Source organism: Streptomyces sp. NPDC092370 (assembly GCF_044755265.1).
Classification (GTDB): domain Bacteria; phylum Actinomycetota; class Actinomycetes; order Streptomycetales; family Streptomycetaceae; genus Streptomyces.
On record NZ_JBIVQO010000003.1, the window covers coordinates 154,853 to 168,525 of the forward strand.

Consider the following 13,673-nt stretch of genomic DNA (forward strand, 5'->3'; position numbering starts at 1 on the left):
TGCTTGCGTCAGTCAAGGACACTGACCTGGCTCCTGTTCACTCGCAGTCGCTGAGGAGATCCAGATGACGACGACCGAGTCCCGCCCCCCGGCGGACGGCCCCTCCGAGCAGCCCGGACCGGTGGTGCGCACCACCGCCGGTGCCGTCCGGGGGCGCAGGGAGGCGGGGCTCGCGGTCTTCCGTGGCATCCCCTTCGCCGCGCCCCCGGTGGGCGAGGCCCGCTTCATGCCCCCGCGGCCCGCCGACGCCTGGGACGGCATACGGGGCGCGTACGCCTTCGGCCCGCCGCCCCCGCAGGATCTCGGCAATCTGGGCGGCCCGGGCCTGATCGAAGTGCCCCACGGCGACGAGTGGCTCACGGTCAACGTCTGGACACCCGAGCCCGACCCGAGCGCCCACCGGCCGGTGATGGTGTGGATCTACGGCGGCGCTTACAAGCTCGGGCACTCCGGCAGCCCCGGCTACGACGCCCGGCACATCGCCGCCGACGGCGACGTGGTGGTCGTGTCCCTCAACTACCGCCTGGGCATGGAGGGTTTCGCATCGATCGAGGGCGCGCCCGCCAACCGGGGGCTGCTCGACCAGGTGGCCGCGCTGGAGTGGGTGCGGGACAACATCGAATCCTTCGGCGGCGACCCCGGCCAGGTCACGGTCTTCGGGGAGTCCGCGGGAGCCGGTTCGGTCGCCTCGCTGCTCTCCATGCCGCGTGCGACCGGCCTGTTCCGGCGGGCGATCGCCCAGAGCGTGCCGGGGACGTTCTTCTCCGACGCGCTGGCCCGGGACATCGGTGCCGCCCTCGCCGCCGAGCTGGGCCTGCGCCCCACGGTCGCCGACCTCTCGACGATCGATCCGCGCCGGCTGACGTCGGCCGGGGAGACGCTGAGCGCCAAGATGCTCCAGCGCGTCGACCGCTGGGGCCAGGCGGCGCCCACGGTCACCCCCTTCTCCCCGGTGGTCGACGGCGAGATCCTGCCGACGACCCCGTGGCAGGCGCTGGCGTCCGGTTCGGCGAAGGACGTCGACCTCCTCGTCGGCCACAACCGCGACGAGTACCGCCTCTTCATCGCCTTGGCGGGCCAACTCGGCCGGATCACCGACGAGAGGGCGGCCTCGGCCCTCCGCCTCTTCGCTCCCGGACCCGACGGCGAACAGGCCTACCGCACGGCCTTCCCCGACGCCTTGCCGGGCGAGCTGTACGAACGCGTCCAGACGGACTGGCTGTTCAACATGCCCTCGCTGCACCTGGCCGAGGCCCAGCGCGCCGGTGGCGGCAGCGCGCACGTCTACGAACTCACCTGGCCGGCCCCGGGCAGCGGCGGTGCGCTCGGCGCCTGCCACGGCCTGGACATCCCGTTGCTGTTCGGCACGTACGGGGCGGACCTGGGGCTGCTGCTGTTCGCGGGCGTGGAGCCGTCCGCCGAGGCCGAGGCGCTGTCGTCCCGCTTCCGCTCGTCCTGGACGTCCTTCGCGAGGACGGGGGACCCGGGCTGGCCGGCGTACGACGACGAGCGGCGGCTGGTGCAGGTGCTGGACGCGAAGCCGGTGGTCACGGCCTATCCGGAGGAACGGTCGCGGCGCCTGTGGGAGGGGCACGAGTTCCGCCCGCTGCCGCTGCTGTGATCCCGGGTGGTCAGAGGTTGCCCATGGGCTCGATGTCCACTTTCACCGGCGTCCCCCACACCCGCAGCACCTCGTAGTCGGTGAACTCGTGCACCAGCCGGTAGGCCATGGCGGCCCGGGGAGCCTTGCGCTGGGCGGCGATGAACAGCTCGGCCTCACGCCGGTCCCGGCGCGGGGTGCCGCACAACTGCCAGGTCTGACCGTTCCACAGCTCCGCCAGCCAGCGCTGCTGGGGCTGGGGGCGGTCGCCGCGCACGCCGTAGCGGGACTGGGCGGGTTCGGCGGGCCGGTACTGGGGGGCGGGGCCGTTGAACTCGTTCCGGCGGGCCGTCCTGCGCCGGGTCTCGCACAGCAGGCACCGGTCAGGGGCGCTCTCGTCGACCGGGCCGGTGGGGTGTTCCGGGCAGCGCGTGGTGGGCGCCGCGGTCGTGACGCTGTCCTCCAGCAGGTCCAGGGCGCGCTTCAGGTCGGCCTTGACCTCGTGCAGTTTGGCGTCCGGGGTGTCGGAGCCGAGGGCTTCCCCGTGCTCACCGAGAAGACGGAGGGCACGGCCTAGGGCGGTGAGCTGGGCGTGGTTCATGACGCCCATTGTCCTCAGTCGGCGTAGTCCTTGACGCTGAGCGGGTCCTTCGTGCGGACACGGCCGTCCACGTATGCGAGCCGCACGTGATCCGGGGCCGCGTTGGCGAGAGCCTCGAAGTCTTCGATGGGCATCAGCGGGCGGTCAGCGGTACCAGGGGGCATCGTGGTGCCTCCTCCCTTCCATCGTGCCCTGGGGGAGTGACGCCGCGCCGTTGGAGCCGTCATGTGTGTGCCTCCTCTTGCCGTCGCCGGGACATCGCGGCGCGGATCTCGGCCGCACGGTCGTGGATCGTGGGGGCGCACAGGGGTGCGGGAGGTTGTGCGGCGGCGCGTTCACCCCGGCAAGCGCTGCAACGACCCCCTGGCAGGGTTTCCGGACGCCCCGGCGCGCCGCAGTTCGCGCACTCCAGGACCCGCAGGGGTGGGCGTGGGGCGGGTGGCGGTGGACGTTTGCTGGTCAGGCGGTTGCGGACCAGGGCGGCGGGGTGGTGGACGGGGGTCGGCAGACCGGCCGTGAGTGCGCGCAGTACGTCGTCCTCCGAGGCGCCGCGCACGAACCAGTCCGCCACGAGGGGGGCGAGGGTCGCACAGTCCGCCTCGGAGAGGGACAGGACGGGGGCCGCGCGGCCGAGGGCGGCCAGGAGGATGTGGGCGCGGGAGCGGGTGGGGCGCGCTGTCTGCTTCGGTACGTCGCCGCGGGTGAAGGCGGTCCACCAGTCGTCATCCCGGGCGGTGCGGGTGAACCACGTTCGGGTGATCCAGCGGGAGCTGCCGTCGTCGGCCGTCACGCACTCCCGGCCGCGGCGCAGATGCCCTGCCCGCTGGAGGCGGTTGAGGGCCGTGCCGAGGGCGCACTGCCCGTAGGGGAGCTGCTTGGCCAGCGTCTTCACGGAGATGTCGGCGCCGTCGGGGAGCCGGTCGAGGTAGGCGGCGATGGCGGCTTCGCGGGGTGGGAGATGGGCGAAGTCGTGTCCGGTGCGCGCGAGTTGGTCAGGGGCGGAGCGTTTGCCATAGCCCGGGTTGGCCATGGGGTGCGCGAACGGGCGGGCAGCACTAAAGTTGGCTTCAGCCATGGGATCGACGTCTCTCGATCTCGTTGGTTAAGCCCCCGCAGGTGTTGGTAGCACCGGGCGGGGGCTGTTGCTTGTCCAGGAACGGTAGAGGTACGTGACTGTCCGTGGCAAGCCGGACGCGTCAAGTCAACACGCGGGGTGGGAGGGCGGGTTGAGGCCCTCCCACCCGTTCCTTGAAAGAGAGCTCGAAGCCCGGGTCCCGAAGCTCAGGCTGTCTCGTCCTTGAGGTGCTCGACGAATGCCGACCAGGCTGTGGGCCGGAACACGAGCCTCGGGCCGTGGGGGGTCTTGGAGTCGCGGACGGGGATGACATCAGGAAGCGCCTGGGTGACTTCCAGGCAGTTGTCGCCGGTGCCGCCGCTGTAACTGGACTTGTACCACTCAGGCATGTTCCTCATGGTCGTAATCCTGCGCCATCGCCTCAAGGAGAGCCAGAGACTTCTCAGGCGAGAGGGCAGAAGCCGTGAGGAGTTCAAAGTAGAGCCTGTACCGCGCGACGGTCGCGGGGTCGTCTTCCAGTCGTCCTGTGTCGACTCCTTCGAGGTAGGCCAACGGAGGGGCGTCGTCGAAGTCCATCAACCTGACGCAGCCCTGCATCCCCGGGTGAGCTCCCGCGTCGAACGGCAGCACCTGAACGATGACACGGTTCTGGCCGATCAGGCCGATGAGGTGGCGTAAGGCACCCGCCATCACCTCTGGCCCGCCCGTCACGCGGTGCAGTGCGGCCTCGTCAATCACCGTCCACAACAGAGGCCTTGTTGGATCATCGAGGATTCGCGCCCGCTCCACGCGACCTGTCACCAACTCCTCAATGGCCTCTTCTGTCGCTGAGGGCAAGTAGGCGCGGCTGACGGCTCGTGCGTACAGAGGCGTCTGGAGCAATCCGGGGATCAGCATCGATGCGTATTCCCTGATGGCAGTGGCCTGCGTCTCCGCCTCCGCGGCTTCTGCGAAGTGCTCGCGGTACTTCGACTTCGCCGCCGCCCCACAGTTCCGCTGGAAGAAGTCCTCCGTCCCCAGCACATCGTCGAGCAGCCGCGCGTACTCCCGCTGCAACCTCCGTGTCCCCGCCTCCAGTTGGCCGATGAACGACCCACTCACGAACAGCCGCTGTCCGAGTTCCTCCTGGCTCAGGCCGGCCTTCTCGCGGGCGTGGCGGAGTTCGGCGCCCAGGAGCGCCCGAGGGGAGGAGGACGGGTCGAGATCCCTGGAGCTGGGCATGGGCAACTCCCTGTCGTACAGATGGGGTTGTTGGGCGGCCGTGTATGGCCAGGTTAGGCAGGGTCGGCCACGCTGTGTGCTGAATCGCAAACTCAGCGTGGAGGTGGGAAACGGTGCGCTCGACCGAAGAGATCGTGCAATCGCTGCGGGAGGCCCTCGCCGGAGTCGGGGTCGTGTTGCCGTCGCTGGCTGTCGACCCGGTGACCGGTGCGAGCGACGAGCCGTTCGCCCTGGTCGATCTGGGCCGGTGCAACGTGCGGACGGCCGAGCATCTCACCGGCGTACTGCGCTCGTTGCCCGCCGGAGAGGCGCTGCGGGCTCGCGTCAGGCAGGTCAATCGGGAGACCAAGTCGCGGTGACGTGCTGGTGATCGGGAGGTGTGCGGCCTTTCACCGGACGGGGATCGGGCTGCCCGCACCATGGCCGGGGCGCCTGCGGCTCAGGGAGGAGCAGCGGGTGGTCGTGGGGGCGTGACGGCTCAGCCGCTCGCCGCCAGGGCCGCCCGCAGGTGGCCGTCCGACTCCTCCAGGAGGCGGGCCGCCGTCGGGCCGTCGACGTCGGCCAGGATGGTCAGGATCGCGTTCTTCACCTCGCCGTCCGTGGCGGTGAGGGCCTCCTCGATCTCCTTGTCCTCGGCGCCCGTGGCGAGGGCGACGATGCGGTGGGAGCGGGCGCGGAGCTTGTCGTTCGAGGCGCGGACGTCGACCATCAGGTTCCCGTAGGTCTTGCCCAGCCGGATCATCGTGATCGTCGACAGCATGTTGAGGACGAGCTTCTGGGCCGTGCCGGCCTTCAGGCGGGTGGATCCGGTGAGCAGTTCGGGGCCCACGACGATCTCGATACCGTGGTCGGCGGCAGCCGCGAGCGGGCTGCCGGCGTTGCAGGCGAGGCCGATGGTGAGGGAGCGGCGGGCGCGGGCGTGCTCGACCGCGCCGATGGCGTACGGGGTGCGGCCGGAGGCGGAGATGCCGACCACCGTGTCGTCGGGGGTCAGGGCGAGGGACTCCAGGTCCGCCCGGGCCAGTTCCCGGGAGTCCTCGGCGCCCTCGACCGAGGTGACCACGGCGCCCGGGCCACCCGCGATGAGGCCGACGACCCGGGAGGGGTCGGTGTTGAAGGTGGGCGGGCACTCGGAGGCGTCCAGGACGCCCATCCGGCCCGCCGTGCCCGCGCCCGCGTAGACCAGGCGGCCGCCGCGGGCCATCCGCTCGGCGACGGCGTCGATCGCGGCGGCGATCCGGGGCAGCCGGGCCGCGACCGCCCCGGCCACGGTGGCGTCCTCGCCGTTCATCAGCCGCGCGATGTCGAGGGTGGGCAGCCGGTCGATCTCCGCGAGTTCGGGCCGGAAGGCCTCGGTGGTCAGGCACTCCAGCGCGGTCCTGAGATCACGGGGGTCGGAGGTGGAGGTCATGAGCGGCTCTTTTCCGTGTCTTTCCGGTGCTGGTGCTGGGCGGGGCGGCCGCCTCAGGAACGGTGCCGGTGGGCCAGCGCCTCGTACGATGCCGACAGCGCCGGCGCCGCCGTCTCGTACGTCCGCTGCGCCACCCCCACGAACAGGCAGTCCACCACGAGGAGCTGTCCGGTCCGGGACGACATGGCCGCGGGACGCAGCTCGCTCTCGCGGGCGGTGGAGGTGGTCAGGACGTGGTCGGCGTACTGCGTGACGGGGCCGGTCGGGCGGCCGGTGATCGCCACGGTCGTCGCCCCGTGCTCGAAGGCGACCCGCAGCGGTTCGATGACGTCCCCGGTCGACCCGGAGTGCGTGACGGCGATCGCGACATCGCCCGCGCGCAGTTGGACGGCGTTGGTGACGGCGAGGTGCGGGTCGCTGTGGGCGTGCGCCATCAGCCCGATGCGCAGCAGCTTCTGGGTGAGGTCCTGGGCGACCAGACCGGACGCGCCGACTCCGTACACATCGGTGCGGCGGGCCGTGGTCAGCGCGGTGACGGCCGCGGCCAGCTGGACGGTGTCGAGGCCGGCGGCCGTGTCGGCGAGGGTCTGCTGCTCGTCGTAGGCGAGCTTGGCGACGACGTCGGCGATCGGGTCGTCCACCGCGATGTCCGTCGTGATGGCCGGGGCGCGGCCCGACTGCTGCTGCGCGGCGAGGCCGGCGAGGGCCAGGCGCAGATCCCGGTAACCCGGATAGCCCAGCAGGCGGGCGGTGCGTACGACGGTCGCCTCGCTGGTGCCGGTGAGTTCGGCGAGACCGGTGACCGTGAGGGCCGCGCAGCCGGCCGGGTCGCCCGCGACGGCTTCGGCGACACGCTGCATGGAACGCGTCATCGACGGTCCCAGGGTGCGGACCTTGGCCGCGAGGGCGGCGGGGGCGGGCGGGGTGCCGCTCGCTCCCGGGGGCCCGCCGCGCTCGTTCGCGAAACTTTCCTTCACGTCTCGGGTCACCCGTGAAAGATATTTTCGGCTCGGCGTCGGGGTCAAGAGTGCGCACAATGGGTGCATGGAACCCATCAGCCCACTGGAGCAGGCGCTGCACGCCGCGCGCGCCCTCGTGCTGGCCGACCTCGTCGCCGGGCGGGTCGCCGAGGCGGACGTCGTCTCCCTGGTCGAGGACTCCGTCACACAGCGGCGATGGTGGGTCGAGCAGTGGCCCGAGGGCGCGCGGTACGTGGCCGGCCTGGTCGCGCAGGACGTCCAGGACGCCCTGCTGGAGCGGTACGGCCGCTGGCCGCTGTGCCCGGTGTGCGGCACCGGCGAGCCGCACGCGCTGAACGTGGAACCGGAGTTGGGGCCCGACCCGCACTGGGTGTGCAGCGAGGCGAGCGTGAAGGTCGCCGCCGTGGGAGCGCTGGGCGAGGCCATCGGCGGGGCGGCGTCCTCGTGAGGCCCGCGTGACGATCTACATCGACCCGCCGACCTGGCCCGGCCACGGCCGCATGTGGTCCCACCTGATCAGCGACGTCTCCTACGACGAACTGCACACCTTCGCCGCCCGCCTCGGCGTCCCCCGCCGGGCCTTCGAGCGCGACCACTACGACATCCCCGCCCAGCGGTACGCCGACGCGGTGGAGGCCGGGGCCGTGGAGGCCGGCAGCCGCGAGGTGGTGCGGCTGCTGCACGGGGCGGGGCTGCGGCGGCGCAAGGGGCGCTGTCCCGCGCGGGATCAGCGCAGCTCGTAGGTCACGTGCTCGGGGTCCTCGGCGACCTGAATGAAGCCGGCCCGCGCGAGCACGTTCTGCGACGGCAGGTTGTCCCGCTCGACGTTCGCCACCACCGTCCGCACCTCCTGCCGGCCCAGCGCCCAGGCCGACAGCGCGCGCAGCGCCTCGGTGGCGTAGCCGTGGCCGCGGGCCCCCTCGACCAGGTCGTAGCCGATTTCGACCCGTCCCGCCCCGTCGGGGACGCTGTGGAACCCCATGGCGCCGACCGCGCGCCCGTCCTCGCGCCGGACCAGCACGTACATGCCCCACTCCGGCCGGTGGACCCCGTCCTCGTACTGCTTGTACACCAGCCCGGCGCCGACCCGCGTGCCCTCGATCGGGCCGCCCTCGATCCACGCGAAGCCGCCGTCGCCGACCGTGGACAGATCGGTGGCCGCCGCAGGGGTGACGCCCTGGAGGGTGAGCCGCTCGGTGCCGATCACCAGGTTGTTGTTCCAGTGCCACCGGGTGACCGGTGCCCGGCCGGGCAGCTCCCCGCGGCCGGTCGCCCACCGCAGGGTCGACCACGGGGTGGGGCCGGGCTGGACGTGCGGGAAGATCCGGGTGAGCACGAAGTCGCACAGCTCGGGCGCCGGTTCGTACGACAGGCCCAGCCCTTCGGAGATGTCGTGCGTGTGCAGCAGCACCTCGGCCACGCCCATCGCGGCGAACCCCTCACGGTTCGCGCTGCGGAACGGGTACGGATGGAAGGCCCGCACCTCGCGCGGGGCGGTGCGGATCGCGGCGGCGAGCAGGGCGCCCATCGCGCTGATCACCCGCACGGCTCCCGCGTTGCCGGCCCCCTCCTCCAGCGACAGCTCGAACGGCGTGTGCGCCTCCTGCTCCCGCCCGGCCAGCCGTCCCGCGTACGCGATGAGGTCCTCGGCGATGTGCACCGCCGTCTCCCGGCAGTCCCACTCCAGCCGTCCGGCCCGTACGCCCTCCCACTCCCGGTCGGTGACCGCCCCCAGCAGGCCCACGCACTCGGCGACGGCCTGCTCCACCTGTTCCGCTCCCGTTGTCCACATGGTGGGCAGGCTACGAGGGGCCGGGAGCCGGAAGCGACAGCATTTCCAGCTCGGCGGTCAGGTTGTAGCGGGCCGTCGCCTCCCACTCACTCGCCCCGTGCGACGTCCTGAACAGGCGCGGGAGGTCCAGCAGTTGACGCAGGACGGCGGCGCGGCCGGTGCGGAAGGCGGCACTGGGGACGAAGTGGTACTCCTCGCGGACGGCCGTCGTGTACGCGGCGTACGCCGACGGGGGCGAGGCGAGGACCGCGAGATCGGCATCGCACAGGACCTGGCCGTCGGGGTCGTCGTCGGCCGGGTCGTGGGTCACGGTGAGCCGGACCAGGCGGGCCACCTCGGCGGTCTTCGCGTCGGGAAGCCCGGCTTCCGCGAGGGCGCGTTCGGCGAGACGGGCCGAGCGCTCCTCGTTCTCGGAGCGGTCGGGCAGGTAGACGGCGTCGTGGAACCAGGCGGCCAGCCGCACCACGTCCGGGTCGCGCGCGTACCGCTCCAGCACGTCGACGCGATCGAGGACCGCCGTGAGGTGCTCGACCGTGTGGTAGCGCCGCTGGGGCTCCTGCCAGCGGGTGAGCAGGTTGTCGGCGTACGGCGCCGGGTCCGGGCCGCCGCCCGGGCCCCGGGCCGCCTCCAGGGTGCGGGTGAAACGGATGCGCAGGGAGTCGAGATCGGCCATGGGGGCATTCTCCCGCCGAGCGGGGCCGGGCACCTGGCGAGTGCCGCGGCAGGCGACGTTCGCCCCGTCGCGACGCCCGGCACGCTCCCCCGAGCTCTGCGAGCAGGGGTACCCCCACTCGCCCGCACCGGCCGAAAGCCCAAGTACCTCCCGTACGAGGACTTCCGGCCGGCACTCCCCCGAGCTCTTCGAACAGGGGGCACCCCAGAGCACGCACCGGACGCCGCTCCTCAACGGGCAGACGCCGCCTGCCGCGGCACTAGCGTGGGGGCATGACGACTCCTGCTGATGTGCATGACGTACGGGACCCCGAGCAGCCCGGCCGGCTGCTGACGATCGAACGTGACGCGCTGATCCCGTTGCTGCGGGGCCGGAGCGGGGAGGACTTCGCGCTGCCCGTCGCCGCGTGTCCGGGCTGGACGGTACGGGACGTGCTGGCCCACTCTTCGGCCGCGCTGTCCCGGACGGTGGAGGGCAGCTTCGAGCCGGGCGTGTTCTCGCCCGAGTCCAACGACCGGGACATCGCCGAACGGTCCGCCTGGAGCGACGCGCGGATCGTGGACGAACTGGAGCGGGGGATGACCGAGGCGGGGCCCGTGATCGCCGAGGCGGGCGGGAAGCTGGATGTCCTCGCCCTGGGCGCGTGGGTGCACGCCGGTGACGTGCGCGAGGCCTTCGGTGAGCCGGGCGCGTATGGCGGGGCCGGGCTGCCGGACGCGCTCGCGCTGCTTGCCCGGATCACCCGCGAGCGGGGGCACGTGCCGCTGCACGCCGACCTCGACGACCTGGACGAGCCGCTGCGGCTCGGGGAGGGTGGCGGGGAGCGGCCCCCGGGCCGCTTCATCGGGGACGGGCCGACCCTCGTACGGCTGTACACGGGCCGGCCGGTCGACGGGGTGCCGGCGTTCGAGCTGGCCGGGGTGGAGGCGAAGGAGCTGAACATCTTCGGCTGAGGCACGCCTTGGGGGCTTGGGATTCCGCGGGAGTGGGCAGCGTAGTCTTTGATTGGACTAGACCTGTTGTCGAACGCCGACGCCCATCCGACGAAGGGGCCCCATGAGTAAGCGTGCAGTCCTGGAGGTGATCGCCCTCGGCGTCGAGGACGCGATCGCCGCCCAGGCGGGAGGCGCGGACCGCCTCGAGCTGGTCACCGACATGGCGGCCGACGGGCTCACACCGTCGGCCGCCACCGTCGCCGGGATCCGCCGGGCGGTCGACATCTCGCTGCGGGTGATGATCCGGCCGGCCGACGGATTCGCGGCCGGGGACGCGGACCGGCTGGTGCGGATGGCGGGCGAGCTGCGGGAGGCCGGGGCCGAGGAGTTCGTGCTGGGGTTCCTCGACGCCGGGGGTGCGGTGGATCTGGCGGCCGTGGAGCGGGTCGTGGGAGTGCTGGACGGCTGCCCCTGGACCTTCCACCGCGCGATCGACCGGGCCGCCGACCGGACCGCCCTGCGCAAGCAGCTGGACGGGATGCCGGGACTCGACACGTACCTGACGGCCGGGTCGGCCAAGGGAGTCGACGACGGGTTGCCCGTGCTGCTCGCCGAGGCCGGACGGTCCGGGGAGCCGGGATACGAGCAGCGGCTGCTGGTCGGGGGCGGGCTGCGGCTCGATCACGTGCCGATGTTGCTGAAGGCCGGGGTCGACGGGTTCCACATCGGCGGGGCGGCTCGGCCACGGGGCTGGGACGAGCCGGTGTCCTCCGAGAGGGTCGCGCAGTGGCGGGCCGCGGTGGACGGTTCCTGAGGGGGCGCCGCGCCCGCCCGCGGGCCGCAGGCCAGTGGGGCCCGCCCCCCGAACCTCAGGCCAGTTGTGCCGGCAGCGGGGCCGTATGGGTGACCGTCAGGCCTGACACCGCCCTCGTCAGCGCCACGTACAGGCGGCGCAGGCCCGTCCGTTCGTCCGGTTCGCCGTCGACCACCGCCCGGGGCTCGTCCAGGACGACGTAGTCGTACTCCAGGCCCTTGGCCAAGGACGCCGGGACCAGGGTCAGTCGGGTGTCCCGGGTGGTCTCCTCGCCGGGGCCGAGGTACGGGATTCCGGCCTCCTCCAGCGCCTCGGCGAGTTCCGGGACGCGGGCGTCCGCCGCGATCAGGCCCGTCGAGCCCTCGTGGCGCAGCAGTTCGCGGCAGGCCTCGACCACGTCCTTCGGGCCGGAGACCGGCCGGATCTCGAAGTGGCCCGGGTTCTCGCGGATCGACTCCACCGGGGTGAGGCCCGGGGCGATGTGCGGGAGCAGGCGGGAGGCGTAGGCGATGACATCCGTGGGGACGCGGAAACCGGCCGTCAGCTCCTCCACCAGCGCGTCCGGCTTGCCCAGGTGGGTCAGCGCCTCCTGCCAGCCGCGGGTCGCCCACGGTGTGGTGCCCTGCGCCAGGTCGCCGAGGACGGTCGCGCTGCCGGTCGTGCAGCGGCGGCCCACCGCCCGGTACTGCATGGGTGACAGGTCCTGCGCCTCGTCGAGGACGACATGACCGAGGGAGTGCGTGCGCTGGATCAGGTCGGTGGCCTCGTCGATCAGGACGGCGTCCGCCGCCGACCACGGGGCCGACTTCACGCTGCGCGCCGGCTTCGCCCAGAGGATCGCCTTCTGCTCGTCCTTCTCGAGGATCCCCTCGGCGTGCTCGGCGAGGAACTCCGCGTCCGACAGCAGCCGCAGCACCAGCTTCGCCGGGTCGACCGCCGGCCAGACCGCCTTGACCGCCGCCTTGACCGCGCTGTTGCGGGCCACCGCGTCCTGCACCCGGTCGTCCGGCGCCTCACCCGAGCGCTCCATCTGCACCAGCACGGCGTGCGCGATGCGCTGCGGCAGGGCCTCACGGGCGGCGCCGTAGCGGATGTCGCGGCCGAGCAACTCGCGGACGATGTCCTGCAGTTCGTACGCCGGGACCCGCCAGCGGCGGGAGCCGCGCACGACCATGACCGGTTCGGTGGGCATCGTGACGTGCGCGTAGAGGGCCCGGCGCAGCACCCGCGCCAGCCGGGCGTCGCCCTTGACGACCGCGGCCGTCGCGTCGTCCGTGCCCTTGATCTCGACGTGGGCCACGAGGTCGTCGACGGTGGCCTGCTGGACCGTCAATTCGCCCAGCGCGGGCAGGACCTGTTCGATGTAGTGCAGGAAGGACCGGTTCGGCCCGATGACCAGGGTGCCGGTGCGGGCGAGGCGCTCCCGGTGGGCGTAGAGGAGGTAGGCGACCCGGTGCAGACCGACGGCGGTCTTCCCGGTGCCCGGGCCCCCTTGGACGCACACCGTGCCGGAGAGGCCGGAGCGGACGATCTCGTCCTGCTCGGGCTGGATCGTCGCGACGATGTCCCGCATCGGGCCGACGCGCGGCCGCTCGATCTCCTGCTGGAGCAGCTTGCTGGTTCGGGCCGCCTCGGCCGGGTCGGACAGGTGCTCGTCCTCGTACGCCGTGAGGTCGCCGCCCGTGTACCCGAAGCGGCGGCGCAGCGCGATGTCCATCGGGTTCTTCTTGGAGGCCCGGTAGAACGGCTGCGAGACCGGGGCGCGCCAGTCGATCACCATGGGGTCGCCGTCGTGGTCGTGCACATGCCGCCGCCCGATGTAGAAGCGCTCCCCTTCCGCCCCCTCGGCCTCCTCGGCGCCGGGGGCGTGCAGGTAGTCGAGCCGGCCGAAGAACAGCGGGGTGTCACTGAGGTCGGCCAGGGCCTTGATGCGCTCCTCGATCTGGCGGGCCAGCACCTCGGCGTTGACCCAGTTCGCGGTGACGTCGCTGATGTCGAGGGCCTCGACGTCCTCGCGCATGGCACGCAGGGCGGAACGGGACGCGCGGAGGTGGGAGCGCTCACGCGAGAGCGGGTCGGGGACGGGCGTGGACAAGGGGATGCCTCCGGAGGGACCTGCTGAGAGTGGTCGGTGACGAGCCGGCCGGTTTCCGTCCGGTCGGCGGCACTCCGTGAGGGAGGCGGGCAAGAGCGGAGATCTTAGAGGAGCGGGGACGGCGGCCGCCAACGGTTTTCCCGCGACTCACCCCGGCAGGCCCTAGGGGAGGACCCCTCCTCCCTGAGGGGCGGGGATCCGCCCTGGGGCGTACGCGGGCCGCCGGAAGGTTCGGTCCCGAGACCGACGCGGACTTTACGGGCCGAATCGCACCATGGAGACATGAGCGCAGCAACCATCCACCCCGCCCCGGCACCGGGCCGCCCGCCCGGCGCCACCGCCGTGGCAGGCAGCCACCGCCACCGCCTCGGCGATGCCCTGCGCGCCGTCAAGGTCTTCGCGGGCGCCGCCTTCGACGTGATCGTCCTCGGTCAGTACGGAGAGGAAGTCGGCGTGGTCCGCCGCAAGTGAGCCCG

At 72.6% G+C, this 13,673-nt stretch carries 17 protein-coding genes; 7 read left to right on the forward strand and 10 right to left on the reverse strand.

All coding sequences use genetic code 11. The features are described from left to right. Positions 1-64 precede the first annotated feature (64 nt). Positions 65-1,621 carry a carboxylesterase/lipase family protein gene (locus ACIQHQ_RS11905; protein WP_402611794.1) on the forward strand — a complete coding sequence of 519 codons (1,557 nt, stop codon included), beginning with the start codon at positions 65-67 and terminating at the stop codon, positions 1,619-1,621. Positions 1,622-1,631: 10 nt separating this feature from the next. Here ACIQHQ_RS11905 and ACIQHQ_RS11910 read toward each other — a convergent pair whose 3' ends face one another. The 5 genes from ACIQHQ_RS11910 to ACIQHQ_RS11930 form a co-directional block, all read right to left on the reverse strand. Then, positions 1,632-2,201: a hypothetical protein gene (locus ACIQHQ_RS11910; RefSeq protein ID WP_402611795.1), complete on the reverse strand. Its 570-nt coding sequence runs from the start codon at positions 2,199-2,201 to the stop codon at positions 1,632-1,634. Between the two features lie 14 nt (positions 2,202-2,215). Continuing rightward, complete coding sequence (locus ACIQHQ_RS11915) at positions 2,216-2,365, reverse strand: hypothetical protein (RefSeq protein WP_402611796.1); 150 nt, start codon at positions 2,363-2,365, stop codon at positions 2,216-2,218. Positions 2,366-2,424: 59 nt separating this feature from the next. Further along, positions 2,425-3,276: a hypothetical protein gene (locus ACIQHQ_RS11920; protein ID WP_402611797.1), complete on the reverse strand. Its 852-nt coding sequence runs from the start codon at positions 3,274-3,276 to the stop codon at positions 2,425-2,427. Between the two features lie 206 nt (positions 3,277-3,482). Next, a complete protein-coding gene (locus ACIQHQ_RS11925) occupies positions 3,483-3,674 on the reverse strand; it encodes a DUF397 domain-containing protein (protein ID WP_402611798.1) in 192 nt (63 codons plus the stop codon). Beyond that, entirely contained in the window at positions 3,658-4,497 is an 840-nt protein-coding gene (locus ACIQHQ_RS11930) for a Scr1 family TA system antitoxin-like transcriptional regulator (RefSeq protein ID WP_402611799.1), read from the reverse strand. Before ACIQHQ_RS11930 ends, ACIQHQ_RS11925 begins: the two co-directional genes overlap by 17 nt. Before the next feature lie 113 nt (positions 4,498-4,610). Between ACIQHQ_RS11930 and ACIQHQ_RS11935 the strand changes: the two genes are divergently transcribed. Then, on the forward strand, positions 4,611-4,856 hold the full coding sequence (locus ACIQHQ_RS11935; RefSeq protein WP_402612187.1) for a hypothetical protein: 246 nt from the start codon (positions 4,611-4,613) through the stop codon (positions 4,854-4,856). Positions 4,857-4,975: 119 nt separating this feature from the next. On the opposite strand, the gene murQ is transcribed toward ACIQHQ_RS11935, so the two are convergent. Together murQ and ACIQHQ_RS11945 are read right to left on the reverse strand one after the other, a co-directional pair. Beyond that, the gene (murQ, locus tag ACIQHQ_RS11940) at positions 4,976-5,908 is read right to left on the reverse strand and encodes an N-acetylmuramic acid 6-phosphate etherase (RefSeq protein WP_402611800.1); all 933 of its coding nucleotides are present in this window, start codon (positions 5,906-5,908) and stop codon (positions 4,976-4,978) included. Between the two features lie 53 nt (positions 5,909-5,961). Continuing rightward, positions 5,962-6,897 (reverse strand): MurR/RpiR family transcriptional regulator, encoded by a 936-nt coding sequence (locus ACIQHQ_RS11945; protein WP_402611801.1) that lies wholly within the window; start codon positions 6,895-6,897, stop codon positions 5,962-5,964. A 55-nt stretch (positions 6,898-6,952) separates the two neighbouring features. Between ACIQHQ_RS11945 and ACIQHQ_RS11950 the strand changes: the two genes are divergently transcribed. Together ACIQHQ_RS11950 and ACIQHQ_RS11955 are read left to right on the forward strand one after the other, a co-directional pair. Then, positions 6,953-7,336 (forward strand): hypothetical protein, encoded by a 384-nt coding sequence (locus tag ACIQHQ_RS11950; protein ID WP_402611802.1) that lies wholly within the window; start codon positions 6,953-6,955, stop codon positions 7,334-7,336. A gap of 7 nt (positions 7,337-7,343) precedes the next feature. Beyond that, positions 7,344-7,631 carry a DUF4031 domain-containing protein gene (locus ACIQHQ_RS11955; protein WP_402611803.1) on the forward strand — a complete coding sequence of 96 codons (288 nt, stop codon included), beginning with the start codon at positions 7,344-7,346 and terminating at the stop codon, positions 7,629-7,631. Here ACIQHQ_RS11955 and ACIQHQ_RS11960 read toward each other — a convergent pair. Further along, entirely contained in the window at positions 7,616-8,656 is a 1,041-nt protein-coding gene (locus tag ACIQHQ_RS11960; protein ID WP_402612169.1) for a GNAT family N-acetyltransferase, read from the reverse strand. The two genes, ACIQHQ_RS11955 and ACIQHQ_RS11960, sit on opposite strands and share 16 nt — an antisense overlap. Before the next feature lie 34 nt (positions 8,657-8,690). Further along, positions 8,691-9,353, reverse strand: coding sequence for a hypothetical protein (locus ACIQHQ_RS11965; RefSeq protein ID WP_402611804.1), 663 nt, complete (start codon positions 9,351-9,353; stop codon positions 8,691-8,693). Positions 9,354-9,625: 272 nt separating this feature from the next. Here ACIQHQ_RS11965 and ACIQHQ_RS11970 point away from each other — a divergent pair, with 272 nt between their 5' ends. Next, positions 9,626-10,306, forward strand: coding sequence for a maleylpyruvate isomerase family mycothiol-dependent enzyme (locus ACIQHQ_RS11970; protein ID WP_402611805.1), 681 nt, complete (start codon positions 9,626-9,628; stop codon positions 10,304-10,306). A gap of 103 nt (positions 10,307-10,409) precedes the next feature. Beyond that, positions 10,410-11,102, forward strand: a complete 693-nt coding sequence (locus ACIQHQ_RS11975; protein ID WP_402611806.1) for a copper homeostasis protein CutC — start codon at positions 10,410-10,412, stop codon at positions 11,100-11,102. 55 nt (positions 11,103-11,157) lie between these two features. Here ACIQHQ_RS11975 and ACIQHQ_RS11980 read toward each other — a convergent pair whose 3' ends face one another. After that, the gene (locus ACIQHQ_RS11980) at positions 11,158-13,197 is read right to left on the reverse strand and encodes a HelD family protein (RefSeq protein ID WP_402611807.1); all 2,040 of its coding nucleotides are present in this window, start codon (positions 13,195-13,197) and stop codon (positions 11,158-11,160) included. Between the two features lie 282 nt (positions 13,198-13,479). Between ACIQHQ_RS11980 and ACIQHQ_RS11985 the strand changes: the two genes are divergently transcribed. Then, positions 13,480-13,668 (forward strand): hypothetical protein, encoded by a 189-nt coding sequence (locus tag ACIQHQ_RS11985; protein WP_351641451.1) that lies wholly within the window; start codon positions 13,480-13,482, stop codon positions 13,666-13,668. The last annotated feature ends 5 nt before the right edge of the window (positions 13,669-13,673 follow it).

What these genes read in the sequence shown, in the direction of transcription:
- ACIQHQ_RS11985 (WP_351641451.1), top strand. Translation starts at nt 13,480, where the DNA reads ATGAGCGCAGCAACCATCCACCCCGCCCCGGCACCGGGCCGCCCGCCC.
- ACIQHQ_RS11965 (WP_402611804.1), bottom strand. Translation starts at nt 9,353, where the DNA reads ATGGCCGATCTCGACTCCCTGCGCATCCGTTTCACCCGCACCCTGGAG.
- ACIQHQ_RS11905 (WP_402611794.1), top strand. Translation starts at nt 65, where the DNA reads ATGACGACGACCGAGTCCCGCCCCCCGGCGGACGGCCCCTCCGAGCAG.
- ACIQHQ_RS11930 (WP_402611799.1), bottom strand. Translation starts at nt 4,497, where the DNA reads ATGCCCAGCTCCAGGGATCTCGACCCGTCCTCCTCCCCTCGGGCGCTC.
- ACIQHQ_RS11975 (WP_402611806.1), top strand. Translation starts at nt 10,410, where the DNA reads ATGAGTAAGCGTGCAGTCCTGGAGGTGATCGCCCTCGGCGTCGAGGAC.
- ACIQHQ_RS11915 (WP_402611796.1), bottom strand. Translation starts at nt 2,365, where the DNA reads ATGCCCCCTGGTACCGCTGACCGCCCGCTGATGCCCATCGAAGACTTC.
- ACIQHQ_RS11970 (WP_402611805.1), top strand. Translation starts at nt 9,626, where the DNA reads ATGACGACTCCTGCTGATGTGCATGACGTACGGGACCCCGAGCAGCCC.
- ACIQHQ_RS11920 (WP_402611797.1), bottom strand. Translation starts at nt 3,276, where the DNA reads ATGGCTGAAGCCAACTTTAGTGCTGCCCGCCCGTTCGCGCACCCCATG.
- ACIQHQ_RS11910 (WP_402611795.1), bottom strand. Translation starts at nt 2,201, where the DNA reads ATGAACCACGCCCAGCTCACCGCCCTAGGCCGTGCCCTCCGTCTTCTC.
- murQ (WP_402611800.1), bottom strand. Translation starts at nt 5,908, where the DNA reads ATGACCTCCACCTCCGACCCCCGTGATCTCAGGACCGCGCTGGAGTGC.
- ACIQHQ_RS11950 (WP_402611802.1), top strand. Translation starts at nt 6,953, where the DNA reads ATGGAACCCATCAGCCCACTGGAGCAGGCGCTGCACGCCGCGCGCGCC.
- ACIQHQ_RS11925 (WP_402611798.1), bottom strand. Translation starts at nt 3,674, where the DNA reads ATGAGGAACATGCCTGAGTGGTACAAGTCCAGTTACAGCGGCGGCACC.